General features: G+C 46.7%; 13 protein-coding genes. 4 read left to right on the plus strand and 9 right to left on the minus strand.

Going from position 1 to position 15,803, the window contains the following annotated elements; translation table 11 throughout:
• From CLV93_RS16615 to CLV93_RS16640, 6 genes are all read right to left on the minus strand, one after another.
• The coding region (locus tag CLV93_RS16615) for a hypothetical protein (RefSeq protein ID WP_146142048.1) at window positions 1-279 on the minus strand (279 nt) is incomplete at its 3' end.
• Between the two features lie 16 nt (window positions 280-295).
• Window positions 296-943 carry a hypothetical protein gene (locus CLV93_RS16620; RefSeq protein ID WP_106543346.1) on the minus strand — a complete coding sequence of 216 codons (648 nt, stop codon included), beginning with the start codon at window positions 941-943 and terminating at the stop codon, window positions 296-298.
• Window positions 927-1,418, minus strand: coding sequence for an RNA polymerase sigma factor (locus CLV93_RS16625; protein WP_106543347.1), 492 nt, complete (start codon window positions 1,416-1,418; stop codon window positions 927-929). The genes CLV93_RS16620 and CLV93_RS16625 overlap by 17 nt, the downstream gene beginning before the upstream one ends.
• 156 nt (window positions 1,419-1,574) lie before the next feature.
• Window positions 1,575-2,261, minus strand: coding sequence for a hypothetical protein (locus CLV93_RS16630; protein ID WP_106543348.1), 687 nt, complete (start codon window positions 2,259-2,261; stop codon window positions 1,575-1,577).
• Window positions 2,262-2,285: 24 nt separating this feature from the next.
• The gene (locus CLV93_RS16635; protein WP_106543349.1) at window positions 2,286-2,750 is read right to left on the minus strand and encodes a hypothetical protein; all 465 of its coding nucleotides are present in this window, start codon (window positions 2,748-2,750) and stop codon (window positions 2,286-2,288) included.
• Between the two features lie 229 nt (window positions 2,751-2,979).
• Entirely contained in the window at window positions 2,980-5,328 is a 2,349-nt protein-coding gene (locus tag CLV93_RS16640; protein WP_106543350.1) for an alpha-amylase family protein, read from the minus strand.
• 654 nt (window positions 5,329-5,982) lie between these two features.
• On the opposite strand from CLV93_RS16640, the gene CLV93_RS16645 reads away from it, so the two are divergent.
• A complete protein-coding gene (locus tag CLV93_RS16645; RefSeq protein ID WP_106543351.1) occupies window positions 5,983-7,404 on the plus strand; it encodes a B12-binding domain-containing radical SAM protein in 1,422 nt (473 codons plus the stop codon).
• 93 nt (window positions 7,405-7,497) lie between these two features.
• Here CLV93_RS16645 and CLV93_RS16650 read toward each other — a convergent pair whose 3' ends face one another.
• Window positions 7,498-8,313 (minus strand): aminotransferase class IV, encoded by an 816-nt coding sequence (locus CLV93_RS16650; RefSeq protein ID WP_106543352.1) that lies wholly within the window; start codon window positions 8,311-8,313, stop codon window positions 7,498-7,500.
• A 27-nt stretch (window positions 8,314-8,340) separates the two neighbouring features.
• Entirely contained in the window at window positions 8,341-9,693 is a 1,353-nt protein-coding gene (gene omp85 / locus CLV93_RS16655) for an Omp85 family outer membrane protein (protein ID WP_106543353.1), read from the minus strand.
• 313 nt (window positions 9,694-10,006) lie between these two features.
• Between omp85 and nfo the strand changes: the two genes are divergently transcribed.
• Both nfo and corA read left to right on the plus strand, forming a co-directional pair.
• Entirely contained in the window at window positions 10,007-10,852 is an 846-nt protein-coding gene (gene nfo, locus CLV93_RS16660; RefSeq protein ID WP_106543354.1) for a deoxyribonuclease IV, read from the plus strand.
• Window positions 10,853-11,040: 188 nt separating this feature from the next.
• Entirely contained in the window at window positions 11,041-11,991 is a 951-nt protein-coding gene (corA, locus tag CLV93_RS16665; protein WP_106543355.1) for a magnesium/cobalt transporter CorA, read from the plus strand.
• A gap of 75 nt (window positions 11,992-12,066) precedes the next feature.
• Here corA and CLV93_RS16670 read toward each other — a convergent pair whose 3' ends face one another.
• Complete coding sequence (locus CLV93_RS16670; RefSeq protein ID WP_146142049.1) at window positions 12,067-12,513, minus strand: nitrophenyl compound nitroreductase subunit ArsF family protein; 447 nt, start codon at window positions 12,511-12,513, stop codon at window positions 12,067-12,069.
• A gap of 444 nt (window positions 12,514-12,957) precedes the next feature.
• Between CLV93_RS16670 and CLV93_RS16675 the strand changes: the two genes are divergently transcribed.
• Window positions 12,958-15,762: an alpha/beta hydrolase family protein gene (locus tag CLV93_RS16675; protein ID WP_146142050.1), complete on the plus strand. Its 2,805-nt coding sequence runs from the start codon at window positions 12,958-12,960 to the stop codon at window positions 15,760-15,762.
• Window positions 15,763-15,803 lie beyond the last annotated feature (41 nt).

Below are 15,803 nucleotides of genomic sequence, written 5' to 3' on the forward strand. Positions count from 1 at the left end.
CTTCTCCAGCGCTTTTACATCTGTTCTTTCTTTTCCACTCATCGCCTGTAAAGATAAGTGAATATCATCGGAATAACGTTCCTGCCAGTTCCTGACAATGCGCCGGTACTGGGAACCTAAATCAAACCGGTCGCGTGCCTGCTGAAAACTCATCTTTTCTGCATCTATCTGGCTGACCAGCCAGCGCCTGAAACTAACTTCGTAATCATTGTAATTAATCGGTTTTTCCTGAAATCCTTCCATGTGATCGCTCAACATGGTCTCTTTTCCATTTTTCATTTTCTTGATTTTTACGTCAAGCTATTTCAGGATAAGACACCCTGAGTTTCTCCATATCCGAAAGGATTTCGTCCAGTTTTTTCAATACCCGGCCATACACAATCTGCAGGTCCCATTTGTAAAGCCGTCCGCCAACAGCGTAGAGTATCCCCATGATGATGAACACGCCCAACAACCAAAATACCGGGATGCCGTTCACGAAATAAATGGAAGGAAGATGTCTCGTTACCAACGGAAGGTAGTCGGAGAACCAAAAGCCCAAAACCATCGACAGGAAGAAGAACGGATAATAAAACCGGGCCATCCTGGCGTTGACGTCAATCTGCTCTTTCAACCAATGGTCAAACGATTTGACGTACTCGTAGCTGCTCACATTCGGCTCGATTTCCATAAGCCTTTTCTGTAAGGTGCGGTTGACCAGCACAATGGCGCCGGCAATCAAAAACACCATGATGCCCATGACGGGTATCCCGACCACAAAAGAAGCGCCCAAAATGACAACGCCCCCAATCACAATGGCTCGTAAGTTGGTTTGAAACATGCGCTTGAACTTCTCGACGATGTGCATCGATTTCTGCGTGTACAGGTTGTTTAATTTGGGGACCACCAAAGCGTCCGCTTCTAAAAAGCCTTCTTTCCAAATGGTTTCAATTGACTTTTCCATCTAACAGTTTCTTTAATCGTTCTTTAATCCGGTTAATGCGTACGCCAATGTTGTTGGCATTCGTACCCGTGATATCTGCGATCTCCTGGTACGATTTTTCCTCCAGGTAGAGTAAAATAACACCCCGGTCCACTTCCGACAACCGCCTGATGGCATCGTACAGCACATTCAGATTTTCGTCGGCAAAAGCATGGCTGTCTTCTGTTTCTTCTTCGGGCAGATAGTCGGAGGCAAAATGCTGCGTGTTGTTTTTCTTCTTCTTCAGCAAAGTCAAACAAACATTCAGCGATATCCGGTAGACCCATGTGCTCCATTCCGACTCCCGGCGGAACTTTTCCCGCGTCCTCCAGATTTGCAGGCATACCTCCTGGTAATAATCTTCAAAATCTTCCTGCGTGTTGGTATACGCCCGGCAAATCTTGATGATCAAAGCCGAATAGGGAAGAATGTAGGCTGTATAAAAATCGCTGCTCAAATTTTCTCTTTTCTTTGTTTAGTGGCTTACGTCGCGGATTATTACACCCGGGTGCATAATTTTTTGGAATTGAATAGGAAAGGTACGAAAAAGCTGGTGGCTCGGCCGTAGAGACGTAGCATGCTACGTCTCTACCAGGCATCGCGCACGCCCCGGTCAATCCTTTTCACCAGCCGGTTTCTGTTCCTGAATAACCAGGTTCAGCAAGCTGTCAATATACGGTTGTGGATTCCTGTGCAGATATGGATTGGTGCGATTGTCTGAGCTTAAAATGTATTGAACCGATTGCCCATCTATTACGATTCGGCCTTCTTGTTGGCTAAAGGCATTCCACTGGGCCGGTTCGTTGATACGAAGGTTTGGGATGGAAGCGAGAGAGCTGTCGAGGTGCACGACGTGGGTGTTATACACATCTAGCTCTTTGCTGAAAATTCCGCTGCGTTGAAAATCGGAAAGGGACTTTTCTTTCGAATCGAACAGGACCACAATGAAATTTTTATCCGTGTGAAAGTTGATGTCGAGGGTTCTGTTCTGAAATGAAATGAACAGAAAAGCCACGATTCCAACTACAATTTCGCCCAGTGTCAGTTTACGGTAAGAAAGAATTCTGATTAATGACCGGTCAACCACATAAAGTGTTAGTGTGAAAACCGTTAGGGCAGTAGTGACGGCAACCACTAAGGCTTCGGATGGTTTGTCGATAAAATAGATAATCCACGCCCAGGCTGTAATTACTAATGCGACAACGGTTATTAGCGTCATCGGGGTGATAGGCCAAACTAACCTTTTCAGGAAAGTCCTGAATTTGGTCCGGGCGCCGTTTCCTTTATTGGGTTTACCCATGGTTGTTCGTTTTTCCGCTCCGGCTTACACCGGTTCCGTCGTTAATCCGAGGCTCAGACGCAACCGTTCCAGTTCCTTTTCCGGGTCTTCGTTTTTACCGATGCTTTTCAGCGGAAGGAGGGAATGCCCTTTGGCGTCGTACAGCTCGACAAAAGTCTGTTTTACTTCGGTATCCAGCGAGCGGTTTCCCCGGCTGTATGAGGTAAACACTTCCCGCGATGTTACAAGGTGAAGTTGCATATCCCAGTAAATGTCGCGCCATTTTCCCAGGCGTATCAGCCCAAACAGGTTGTTGCTGAATTTTACTCTCCGATTGTAATAATCGATGGTGGTGCTGGTGTTGGTGAACCCGAGGAAGCTGCCAATAAACACCAGGGCCAACCCGGTGAGAGAAAAATAGCTGGCCACGATTCCTGCCAGAAAAACAATGACGCCGGAAGTGGAGGCCACCGGACCAAACGCCTTCTTAAATCGATAGGTCTTTTTCATAGAAACAGGTTCATGAATGGTGTTAGTCTTTATTCGTCAATACGGAAACGAAAGGTATGAAAAAACCCAATGTCCTTGTATATAGAAACGTAGCATGTTACGTTTCTATTGTCACATCGTTCATGGCGGTGGTATTTTTTTAACTGTATTAGCAGTTAAAGCAAACCTGACAGGTCTGGAGACATACTGACCAACCTGTCAGGTTTTAGATGATATGGATTTTAAGGTATTAGTGTCTGACAATAATTTTTTGCCGGTTCACCTTCCCGTTGACGGAAATCGTACAGAAATACAAACCGGATCGTTCTTTCTGTGCACTCCACTGGATGGTATTTTCTTTCCCCTCTGAAACCGATTGATTCCATGATTTAACCACACGTCCGCCAGCATCAAAGATTTGAATATTGGCTATTCCGTCTTCGCCGGAGGTGAAAGAAATGGTTGCCATCTCATTCACGGGATTGGGATAGACCACCATGCCTTCGACGCTTACCTTGTTTTGATCTAACGGGGGAATGGTGGCTGCTTTTAGCGGGGCAGTATAGGGTTCGTAATCGTTCGATTGTACGTAGATGGCGTAACCACGGGCGGGCGCTTCAACCCAAACGCGGCCGTCGGCATAAACATCAGTCGTTGCCCCGGTAAAAGCTTCCTTTAAGGTGGTGTTCGACCAGTTTGAAAAACCGGTAGCATTAGCTGTAACCCATACACCTTCGGTGGAAGAGTTGTTATTTATCACGACAATCGCGCCGTCCTTTGTGCCATTGCCATCACGACGAGCCACGTATACGTTGGCTGCATTCCCAGCAGGGTATGGATCTCCGGTTTCAGTCAGCACTGTTAGTCCGCCATTCAAATAGGTTTTACGGACAAAAAGCAGTTTGTTGATATCGTCTTTCAGACTTGATGGAATCGGAACTGTAAGGCTGGAATTGCTATTGTCAACCAGTGTAACACCAAAGTAGTGAGGATAAAAAATGCAGGGGCGACCTTCGTGGGTAAGGATATAAGCATAGCCCATTTTCCAGTCTTTGGTTACCCATTTGTCATGTTCTTTTCCCGTATCGTGGTTCTCGAGCCAGGTAACGACCGAAGTTCCCGGTAAGGCATTTCCCTGATCGTTACGCACCATTCCGGCATGATTCAGCCAACGCATATCGAAACTGGCATCGCCATTACACATACTGGTTAATGAGCTTTTCAGCGGAAAGTCAAAAGCATCGGCATCGGCACCTTGTGCGGCCAATCCTTCTACCCAGTTCTTAATCTGGTAATCAACTCCCCAATATTCACCTACGATAAAACGCTGGGCACCACCTTCCAATGGTAGGTTGTTAATCCACGAGGAAATGAAATCAATTTGGTATCCACGCACAAAATCAAGACGGAATCCATCGAACCCAATTTGATTGGCCATCCAGTAGCCCCAGGCATTCAAGCGGCTTTGTACGGTCGCACTGTAAGTATTGAAATCGTTTCCAAATCCTTTGGTATTGGGGATTAAGGCATCTTGTCCGTTCCAGTTCCAACCGGTTAAAAAGTCATTGGCATCTACCGGATGGAAATCGGTATAGGTCCAGGCATAATTTGCTTCACCTGTTCCGGTGTGATTCACATAAGTAATATGTGTATTGGTATGAGCTTCCAATGTTGAAGTCGCCAGATTGGTTCCGTTATACCAAATCTCAAATGGATAGTAACCGTGTGTTTGATCGGCCCAGTTCCAGCTTCCGTCGGTAGCCTGACTGCGGGCGGTGAGTTTGATGACGATGTCGTGTGTTGAAGTCAAGGTAACTTTGTACTCATCAATGTCACCGTCGTAACCGATAAATCCACGCATGGTAGAACCTGAAACTCCGAAATCATTGGTATCGCCGTTTCCGTTATTGGGCTCGGTCTCCCAGTTGTACGCGCCGCTAAATCCGGTACCCGTCCAATCAATTTCGCAGTCATAGCCCCGATCGGTGTAGCTAAGGGAGTAATCGAGATAGTACCCCTTAATTTTGATGTAATAACTACCGGGAGCCGCATTGGGAATGACCCATTTAATTTCGTTGGTAGGGTAAGGCACGTATTGAGTGCTGTTTCGGAAAGCTTCGTCGAACACATATCCTTTTACGGCCGGATTGGCTTCGTCGTTTTCGTCGCCTGAATATACATGGTTGAGTACGGCATCAGCATAAATATTCAGGTAGGGTGCACCTCCGGCTGTATTATGCATGGTGGCTATCATGTTCTCCAATTCGGCACGCGATCCAAAGCGCGTCTCGACCGTGTTTTTTTGATTGTAATTCCCCAAATCGTAATGGTCGTAAATTCCGTAGCCCATATCGGTAATTCCCCAGTTACCTTTGGATGGGGCAGGAATCCAGATTCCGGTAATTCCGGCATTTTTCAGTTCGCTGGCTTTCGATGTCAGGTTGTCCCACCAGGTACCATTTTTGTTTGTTTCGTCAACCGGCACATTCCAGTAGAAGGCTTGCATCATGGCGTCGTTTTGAGCCTTGGTTTTTCCGGTAAATGACAATACGATTAAACCCACAATCAAAATGTGGAAAAGAATCCTTTTCTTTTTCATAGAAAACTAGTTTTAGTTAATGAACCTCTGTGTAGGTTAGAAATCAGGGCATACCACTCCAATCGGGATTAGCTGTATCGTTTCACTAGTCCCTGGTACACTCCTTATCCGTTACCCAAAAATTAATCGCGTTTTAGTCTGGTTCGTTTTTATCGTAATGTCAACTAGTGGATTGGATAATACTCCGACATGTGCTATTGGGTACAAGCCGGTGTAGTTGTGATGTGTGTTGCTTAGATTTTTACATAGGCATAGCTTAGGTTAATCTGGTCCTCTTTTAAGCCTGTTTTTCAGGCAACATATAATACGAACATGACATTCATGTTCTTAATTTGTAAACTGATTATTTTATCTGTCATGGAACTGCTGTTCCCTTGGGAAGGGGAAGATATAAAAAATATTTTATTATTTACTATCTCAATGATTTGGATTTTGTGGTTCAGTTGTTGATGAGTTGTTAGTGAGTTGGTTATGGTTGGTTGTTGAACGATAATTTTGAACAAGACTCAATAGTAATTCTCCCTACTCTGTTGAAATTCCTTCATGATTTGGCGGGTGATGATTTCGGGCTGTTGTAGAGACGTAGCGTATTACGTCTTTACGATCGCTGGGTAGTATTTATGAAACAGAGCTAGCGTTTAACCCCGAATATTTATGAACGCCACGTATGTTCCTGTCGGAAAGTCCCGTAACTTTATAGAAACGAAACCTGCAGCCATGCATCGGGGAACCCAAATAAAGTTTACCCTGATTAATCCCACCTCTCCGTTGTGGCGCATTGGCGTCCATCAACGTCCGGCTAATTCCGGCGTGTTCCGATTTTCCATGCTGGCCAGTTTGTATGTGGCTGCTTCCATGCCGCTGTATGTCGAGACAAAGATTGTTGACGAGGATGTGGAGCCGGTCGATTTTGATGATGATGCAGATATCATCGGCATCTCGTTTATGACCTACAACGCCCCCCGGGCTTACGAAATTGCCGATCGGTTCCGGGCAAAAGGCAAGACCGTTATTTTCGGTGGTTATCATCCTACCTTCATGCCGGATGAAGCGATTCAACATGCCGATGCTGTTTGCATTGGAGAAGCCGAAAGCAGCGTTCCCCGCATGATGGAAGATTACATGAATGGCCGGTTGAAGCCATTTTACCGGAGCCAGCTGGTTGATTTGGCAGGCTTGCCGGTACCCGACCGGAACCTGCTCCGCCAGCGGGCCTACATCACGACCAATACCCTGCAAGCCACACGTGGATGTTTTAACCGGTGCGGGTTCTGTTCGGTGGCTCGTTTCAACCATTACCGGCTGCGTATCCGTCCGGTGGGCGAAGTAGTGGAGGAGTTGAAAGGCCTGGGCCGCGAAGTGCTGTTCATGGACGATAACATTGCGCTTGATAAGGAATATGCCCGTGAGTTGTTTAAAGCCATGATTCCGTTGAAAAAGCAGTGGCATAGTCAATGCGGTATCGGCATTGCCGAAGACGAGGAATTACTCCGTTTGGCCGCTCAGAGCGGTTGTCGCGGGTTGTTTATCGGCTTCGAGTCGCTTTCGCGGCAGAGCCTGGAAAACTGGAAAAAATTCGGCAATAAGCGGGTGGACTACCTTGAAGCGGTGAAGAAACTTCATGGGGCAGGAATTGGTGTTTTTGCGGGGTTCATCTTTGGCAGCGACAACGACGGACCGGATGTATTTGCCGATACCCTCGATTTTCTGTTGGAAGCCAATATCGAGGTCCTTCAGGCTACTCGCTTAACACCATTCCCGGGTACGCCGCTCTATGAACAACTGGACAGGGAAGGCCGCATCTTCGACAGGGACTGGAGCCACTACGATTTTTTCCATGTAGTGCATCAGCCATTGAACATGAGTGTGAGGGAGCTGCATAACGGGACGGTCTGGGTCCAGCAGCAGTTTTACCGAACCGATCGCATCATCCGGCGGGTGGGGAGAGCATCCGGATATTTGCATCCGGGAACGGTTGTACGGGCTTTGTTGCCCTTGAATCTGGGCTACCGTCACAAACTGGCTGCGTATGAGTCTTTGCAGAAAAAGTTATCGGTTCAACCGAAAGCCGGCTAGTGATATCAGTTTAGGGTAGAGACGCAATGCTTTGCGTCTCCATGAACGCACGGCTTATAGCAGTGTATTCATAAAACGGCATTGTCGGTCAGGTCAGTAATCTTCCCTAATCCGATGAAAGTCTTCCATGATTTGCCGGGTGATGGCTCCGGGCTGTCCGTTGCCGATGGTTCCTCCGTCAATCTGCACAATGGGCATGATTCGTTTGGTGGTACTGGCCAGAAATACTTCATCGGCCGTCATTAGATCTTCTAAGCTGATCTCTGCTTCCTGATAATTGAATGGGTGATCTGTAAGAATGTCCAACACGATGCTTCGGGTTACTCCTTTTAAAATGTTCTCTTTAGGTGTGACAACCATTCCGTTTTTCACTATAAAGATGTTTCCGCGCGATGTTTCCTGAACCGTTTTACCATTATGGTACAGAATGTCGACTGTTCCGGAGTCGGTTGCTTCATCCGCCCAGAATTGCCCCGCCAGGTAGTTGGTCGATTTGGCTTCCGGCAGAAAACGGCTGAACTCTTTCAGTGTTAAGTGAGCTCCCTGCTCATATAGCGATGGAGCGTATTGTGGCATTTCCGTGGGGAAGATGTATAGGGCCGCCTGATAAGAGTCTCCAGTACGTGGTGTATGAGGCAACGCAAACATTTTGATGTAACCATGTTCCATGCGGTTGTGCCCGATTATCTCCTCTATCGTCTTCGGCAGACGGGGCAGGAAATCAATTGTTAGCTTCAACAACCGGAGAGAACGTTCGAAGCGCTCGACGTGCCGCTCTCCGTAAAACGGTTTTCCGTTAATGACTTCAAAAAAATCAAAAGCCCCATATCCCCGGTTAATGGAGAGGCTGGTAACCGGAACCGAGATAACCCGTAGTTCCCTGAACAATCCGTTGTCGAAACCAATCATGGTATGTCGTAGTAGAAATGCGTTTGTCTAAAACAGGTAGTTCAAACCGATGTAAATACCCGAATCACCATCCTGTTTGTCTAGGGCAATTCCGTAGTCCAGTGCCGCGATGAAGTTTTGGTTCATGGCCAGGCGCAGTCCGCCACCGACGCTGTAATGCATTTTCTCGGCACCAAAATTGAAATACTGGTTCATCGGCTCGTTCATGTTGGAAATCTTGTTCTGGATATCCATCTTCTTCACGACGCGGCCGAAGTCGAGGAATCCGTTCAGTCCCCAGTAGAAATGTTGCTTGAATTTCTCCATCCGGGCAAATTTCCAGCGCAGTTCGGTGTTCCCCATCACAAAGCCGTCACCCACAATGCGGTTCCGCAGGATACCCCGCAGTGTTTTGGCGCCTCCCAATCCCGATGAAGAGGAACCGCGCAGTGCGGAAGCAATGATTTGCGGCTGGTAGTAAAAGGGCGCGTGTCCGCCAATGGTTTGTTGCCACTGAATGCGGTAGGCAAACGACAAGTCGTTTTTCACGATAGTGAAATATTGACGTTGGGTAATCGATAGCTTGGTAAAACTGCTTTCGGCACCCATGAACTTTTGTGCAGTGGCCAGTTCGGCTTCTGCCCAGATGCCGTGCATCGGGTTAGGCTTGTTGTCGCGGGTATCGTAAACCAGTCCGGCTTTCACAATTGGGACAAAACCACCGTTGGCTTCTTTTGCCGAAATGATGCCCCATTGCTGGTATTTTTCGTACAGTCCGGGCTGCTCGCTCACTGGCGGCAGTTTATCGGCTTCCTTTTTCCCTTTGTTCAGTTTATCTACATCGACTGAGCTGATGTTGAAGTTCAGTAGGTTGAAACCGACCAGCCAGCGGAAATTCGAATCGCCCCAGTCGCCCTGGATATCGGTTTTAAACCGGAAAAGTTTCTGATGGAACTTGTAAAACATCCGCGTACGGTAATCCGGTGAGGTATCATCGGTCCAATCCTTATTGTAAACAGCCTCATAACCGTTGAAGCCGTAAAAATCGTATGCCTGGTCGGGAAGGTAACTCAGGTCTGTAGTCAGCTCGATACCCGGAATCAACGCTTCCGAATCATAATAAAAACGATAGGTTCCGCTGCCTTTGGTGTAATGCGAAACTTCGAAATACAACGAGTGGTCGTAGTCGGGGTAATTACTTCCATCACCGTAATTGAAGAAGTTAACGACCGCTCCGTACTGGAAGCCCAGGTCGCTGTCGAACGAAATGGCCGGCAATGCGCCCATGTTCCATCCGGTTTTTATCTCTTTTTTCTGGTTGTCTTGTTGATTGTTTTGCTGTGCGCTGCTCCAAAACGGAATAGCAGTCAGCAGGATAAGCAGGAATAGATTCTTTTTCATCTTGGTTTGCTCAAATAATCATTTGATGACGCCAAGATGGTGTTTTCCTTTTTATTTACAAAATGGAAAGTATCTCCGCCCTTTGCAAAGCAGACAACAGGCGAATACCTTACAGGCATTGTTAATTATTTTGTTTAACAGAAACGAACTTTTTATTTTGTTAATCCTTTATCAGGATGAAAGAAAAACAGATTTGACGATAGCTTGTGGGCTGTCTTTTGTTTTTCGTTAAAGGAGAAAATTAAGAATATGAAACGAGTCCCGAAACGTCGGGACTAGTTCCATCAGGCAATTGAAAATAAATGATAAACTGATGAAATACATTGGAGCACACGTGAGTGCAGCAGGAGGCGTGGAGAATACACCGGCGAATGCGCACGCCATCGGAGCGAAAGCCTTTGCTTTGTTTACCAAAAACCAGCGGCAGTGGGTGGCCAAACCGTTAACGCAGGAAAACATCGACGGTTTCAAAGCGAACTGTAAGAAGTACGGCTACGACCCGAAGCACATCCTGCCGCACGATAGTTACCTGATTAACCTGGGACACCCCGAAAAGGAAGGTTTGAAAAAGTCGCAGGATGCCTTTCTGGACGAGATGCAACGTTGTGAGCAGTTGGGCTTGTCATTGTTGAATTTCCATCCGGGAAGCCACCTGAAAAAGATTTCGGAGAAAGAATGTTTGTCGAAGATTGCGGGTTCGGTTAACCTGGCGTTGGAAAAAACGAAAGGTGTGACGGCGGTAATCGAGAACACGGCGGGACAGGGAACCAACCTCGGATTTTCTTTTGAACAACTGGCGGAAATCATCGAGCAGATAGAAGATAAGAGCCGCGTCGGTGTCTGCATCGATACCTGCCACGCCTTTACTGCCGGATACGATTTGATTACCGATGAAGGATACGAAGAGACTTTCCGAAAGTTGGACGAGGCTGTCGGATTGAAATACCTGAAAGGCATTCACCTGAACGATTCGAAGAAAGAGCTGGGTAGCCGTGTTGACCGGCATGACGCTATCGGCAAAGGTTTTATCGGGAAGGAGGCTTTCCGCCGAATGATGCAGGACGACCGTTTCGACGATATTCCCATCATTCTGGAAACACCCAACACGGAAGCCTGGGCCGAAGATATCGCGATGTTATACGAGTTTACGAACGAGTAAACCTTTTCCGGTTACGGAAAAAGGAAGTGGCAGGGTAGTGCTCGCCCCGCCGAATTTATTAATTTTGTGTAGCCCGGTTCAGACCTGCTGTGAATCTGTAAAATGATGTTCTATGATGTCATTTTTTTCCGGAGATTGATGGCCGGCATGTAAAGGGGTATTTGTCTCACAAACAAATCCTGCAGCTTATGATTACATTCCTGTATAAGGAAAATGGAAGAGTTCATATGGAGAAAGTCCGGGATTCGATTTCGGATTTTGGCGATAAAGAGATCATCGGAATTGATCTGGAAAGCCCGACTCCTGAGGAACGAAAACAAGTCGAAAATCAATACAACATCAAGCTGCTGAGTTGGCAAAAAGCCGAAGAGATCGAAAGTAGTTCCCGCTACTTCGAAACGGATGATACCATTATTGCTAACTCCAATTACATGAAAATGGAAAACGGACGCTACGATTACATGCCGGTTTCCTTCATCATCAAACACCAGGTTCTTTTTTCCTATCACTACGACCGAGTCGACTCTTTCAAGAACGTATACAGCCGTCTTCAGGCACAATCGGTCACTGATATGGACGGATACGACTTGTTTCTGCTCGTGTTGGATGTGCGCATCGACTATGATGCCGACCTGTTGGAGGCCGTGGGAAGAAGTATCAATCAAATCAGTAAAAAGATCCGTATCGACCGGGATTTGGACGAAGAAAGTATCCTACAGATTACCCAGTTGCAGGAAGCTACCATGTTGCTGCGTGAGAATATCATGGACAAGCAGCGGGTGATGTCTGCTATCCTGAAGAGCGAGCGTTTTGTGAACAAGAAGGAGGGACGTTTGCGTATTATGCTGAAGGATACGGGGTCGCTGTTGGAACACACGGCATTCAGCTTCGAACGTCTCGAGTTTTTGCAGGACACTTTGATGGGACTGATTGACATTGAGCAGAACAAAATCATCAAGATGTTCTCGGTGGTAGCCGTGGTATTTATGCCGCCAACTTTAATTGCCAGTATGTACGGTATGAACTTCCGGATTATGCCGGAACTGAGCTGGAGTTTTGGTTATCCGTTTGCCATTGTTCTGATGCTGGCATCCTCTGTTTTAACCCTTTGGTATTTCCATCGCAAGGGCTGGTTGTAGTCTATCTCCAAAAAAATACCCCTGCCGTTCGTTGTGAACAAACAACAGGGGAATGAATGGGTATGGTTACGATTATTATCTGTTATACTCTTCCCGTTGCATAATAGTTTCCTTTAACAGGCCCTGAAATTTTTCGGGCTCTTTAACTGCGTAATCGAAAGCCTCTTTGGTCAGGTTGTCATAGCCTTCGCGGCCGGCAATAACGATCGACGTATTCGTTATGTGGTAATAACGGGCCAGTTTCCGGTTGGGCCTGCGGTTAATATTCACATCGATGAAATGTACGTTTACTGAATCGGCAAAGTATTTCATCACCGTTTCTTTCGTCGCGTTACCTACGGTCTGACAAGTTGTGCAGGGCTTGTCGCCGTGAAAGTAGTATACATTCACCGTGTGGGCCGGAATCGAAATAACGGTGTCGGTCTCCATGGCAGCTTTTCGCTGTGCTTCCTTTTTATGACCAGGCTTGCAGGCAGCAAAAACGACCAGGGTCATGATGGATATGAGAAGATAGTTTTTCATGTTATGTCAGGTTAAGTGTTTATACAATGCAATTCTGTTGCAGCTCGGTATTGTTTTACATGCTATTGTGAATCCCTCTATGCGGCCTGTTTGAAGAGAGGCCTTTTCTCTTCAAGTTACACAGAATTATATAAACTTAGAAGTGTGTAATGTCACATAATGTTCATTGTTTTATACGTTTTATAGCATGTTTTGTTTGCATAAAGAAAGATTTCAATCTGAAGTTGAAGGGGATATCTGCTTAACTTGAGGCACTTAAGGTGTGAAGAGGTATTTTATAACATAATCAATCTAAATGATGTTTTTTCCGTTGTATCAGGAGCTCAGTGTGGAACGTAGGTATGGTGATGCTGCCTGATTCTGCTAATTTTTATACTTTTATTGTTCCCCTTGCGGGGATGAAAACGTGTGTATTCGAATTTGAAACTGAAAAAATCTTTACTTGTGAAAAAATTACTTCTTTCTCTGTTTCTCGCGTGGTTTGCTGCCGGCGTATATGCTCAGCAAGAGAAGAAACCATTGACCACTGATAACTTTAATACCTGGAAGCACATTCGTGAGCCGCAAATATCGGAGAATGGGCAGTACCTGGTTTACGAACTGAACCCGGGCCACGGGGATGGCAATCTTGTTGTGAAGGATATGACAAGCGGCCGCATTGATACCATTGCCCGGGGATACGATGCTAAGCTGTCCGGAAACAGTTCCATTGTGACGTTCAAAATTAAACCTCAGCTGACGCTCCGTCGCGAAGCGGAAGTGGAGAAGTTCAAGAAGGATAAGCAGCCGCAGGATTCCATCGGGATTTATTCCTTTAAAACCCATCAGGTGGTAAAGTATCCCAAGGCTGAATCGTTTAAGATTCCCGAAGAAGGCACTGGTTGGGTGGCATTTCTGTCGGATGGAAAGATTGAGAGTCCCGCTGATTCAACGAAAGCTGATCAACCCAGTGACGACAAAGAGAAGAAAAAGGACAAGAAGGAGTCGGGCAACCTGGTGGTCGTCAAACCGGGCCTGAATGACACGTTGGTCTTTCGCCATGTAAAAGAGTACAGCTGGTCGAAAAACGGAAATACGCTGATGTTTACGACAGGCAAAAAAGACTCGACAGTAAACCTGGCGTCCGTTAATTATTTCGATACCAAAAGCGGAGAAAGACGCATTGCCTTTTCGGGGGAAGGATTCCCGGGCAAGATTGCGGTCAGTGAAGCTGGCGATCGCGGAGCTTTCCTGTTCTCGAAAGATACGGTTGAAAATAAAACTTATAGTTTGTACCTGTCGGAAGTTGATGCGGAGCCATCGGTAATAGCCGATACGTTGACGGCTACCTTGCCGAAAGGCTGGGCTCCTTCGGAAAATGGGAAGCTCGATTTCTCGAAAGACGGAAAGCGCCTGTATTTTGGTTCGGCACCGAAACCGGAACCGGAGCCAAAGGACACGTTGATGAAAAGCGAAAAGGCCCGTCTGGATATCTGGTCATGGACTGATAAGCAATTGCAGCCCCGTCAGAAGATTAAGCTGAAGAGCGAAAAAAAACGGACCTATCTGGCCGTGTATGATGTCGAGAAAAAGACAATTACTCAGTTGGCTGACGAAAAGCTGAAAACGGTTCGGACAAAAAGAACTGGAGAAGGAGCGTATGCGGTCGGTATCGACCCTGTACCTTACGAAAGAGCGATGTCGTGGACTGGCCTGGAGTGCGCAGATTTTTACCTGGTCAATATCGCGAACGGAGAGAGGAAGTTTATGGTAAAAGGCGTTAGGCGGGGACGCCTGGGGCCGGCGCAGCACTACTTTGTTTATTACAATTACCAGGATAGTACTTATTATTCAGTGAATACGAAAACATTGGAAACGCTGGCACTGACAAAGTCGGTAAAGGCGCCGATGTACGATGAACTGAACGACATGCCAACACCGGCTTATCCTTATGGGATTGCCGGATGGGCCAAAGATGATAAATATGTTTTTGTGTACGATCGGTACGATATCTGGCGATTGGATCCATCGGGGAAAGAACAGCCGGTTAATCTCACCGATGGATACGGCCGGAAGCATCAAATGAAATTTCGGTATGTGAAACTGGATCCGGAGGAAGAATATATTTCGACGAAGACTTCGGCATTGCTGTCGGTTTTCCAGGAAGAAACAAAGCAGGCTGGTTACGCTTCCTTACGTATGAATAAGGCGGCTGTGCCTAATATGCTGGTTTTGGATGATTACGTGTTCCGGAAAACTGCGAAAGCAAAAAATGCCCCGCAAATCATATTCACTAGGGAATCGTTCACCGATTACCCGGATGTTTGGAAAACAGATGACCGGTTTGCCAATTACCAGAAAGAAACAGACGCGGAGCCGCAGCAGAATAATTATTTGTGGGGCTCGGCAGAACTGGTGAGCTGGACCAATCTGAATGGGGTGAAGTTGCAGGGAATATTGTATAAGCCCGAAAATTTCGACCCGTCGAAGAAATATCCGATGATGATTTATTTCTATGAACGGAGTTCCGACTCGTTCCATCGTTACTGGACTCCCGGGCCGAGCCGTTCCATCATCAACAAGCCGTTTTACACCAGCAACGATTACCTTGTTTTTGTTCCCGATATCGTTTATACCGTTGGTTATCCGGGACAAAGTGCGTACAACTGCATTATGAGTGGGGTAGAAGCGTTGATGGATAGATACCCGTTTGTGGATGCGAAGCATATGGCTTTGCAGGGACAAAGCTGGGGCGGTTATCAGACAGCCTACCTGGTGACGCAGACCAACCTGTTTGCTGCTGCCATGGCGGGTGCTCCGGTGGCCAACATGACCAGTGCCTACGGTGGTATTCGCTGGGGAAGCGGTTTAAGCCGAATGTTCCAGTACGAGCATACGCAGAGTCGCTTGGGAGGAACCTTGTGGGATAAACCTTGGCGCTACATCGAGAATTCACCGTTGTTCTATGCCGACAGGGTTCAAACGCCGCTGTTAATGATGCACAATGATCACGATACAGCAGTTCCGTGGTACCAGGGAATCGAATATTTTGTGGCATTGCGTAGATTGAATAAGCCGGTTTGGATGCTGAGCTACAATGACGAGCCGCATAACCTGAAAGCCGGCAGTTGGGGCGATAGAATGGATTTGTCTATCCGGATGAAACAATTCTTCGACCATTACCTGAAAGGAGCCGCAGAACCGAAATGGATGAAAACAGGTCGTCCTGCCATTGACAAAGACAAGGAGGGGGCGTTGGAAATAAAATAGTTGTTTGAAGATATACAGGAGATGGCCGCATAAGTTTTGTT

The organism is Prolixibacter denitrificans, from assembly GCF_003014495.1.
Lineage (GTDB): Bacteria > Bacteroidota > Bacteroidia > Bacteroidales > Prolixibacteraceae > Prolixibacter > Prolixibacter denitrificans.

Coding starts and splice junctions, on each gene's coding strand:
- CLV93_RS16620 (WP_106543346.1), bottom strand. CDS start 943: ATGGAAAAGTCAATTGAAACCATTTGGAAAGAAGGCTTTTTAGAAGCG.
- CLV93_RS16630 (WP_106543348.1), bottom strand. CDS start 2,261: ATGGGTAAACCCAATAAAGGAAACGGCGCCCGGACCAAATTCAGGACT.
- CLV93_RS16635 (WP_106543349.1), bottom strand. CDS start 2,750: ATGAAAAAGACCTATCGATTTAAGAAGGCGTTTGGTCCGGTGGCCTCC.
- CLV93_RS16640 (WP_106543350.1), bottom strand. CDS start 5,328: ATGAAAAAGAAAAGGATTCTTTTCCACATTTTGATTGTGGGTTTAATC.
- CLV93_RS16645 (WP_106543351.1), top strand. CDS start 5,983: ATGAACGCCACGTATGTTCCTGTCGGAAAGTCCCGTAACTTTATAGAA.
- CLV93_RS16650 (WP_106543352.1), bottom strand. CDS start 8,313: ATGATTGGTTTCGACAACGGATTGTTCAGGGAACTACGGGTTATCTCG.
- omp85 (WP_106543353.1), bottom strand. CDS start 9,693: ATGAAAAAGAATCTATTCCTGCTTATCCTGCTGACTGCTATTCCGTTT.
- nfo (WP_106543354.1), top strand. CDS start 10,007: ATGAAATACATTGGAGCACACGTGAGTGCAGCAGGAGGCGTGGAGAAT.
- corA (WP_106543355.1), top strand. CDS start 11,041: ATGATTACATTCCTGTATAAGGAAAATGGAAGAGTTCATATGGAGAAA.
- CLV93_RS16670 (WP_146142049.1), bottom strand. CDS start 12,513: ATGAAAAACTATCTTCTCATATCCATCATGACCCTGGTCGTTTTTGCT.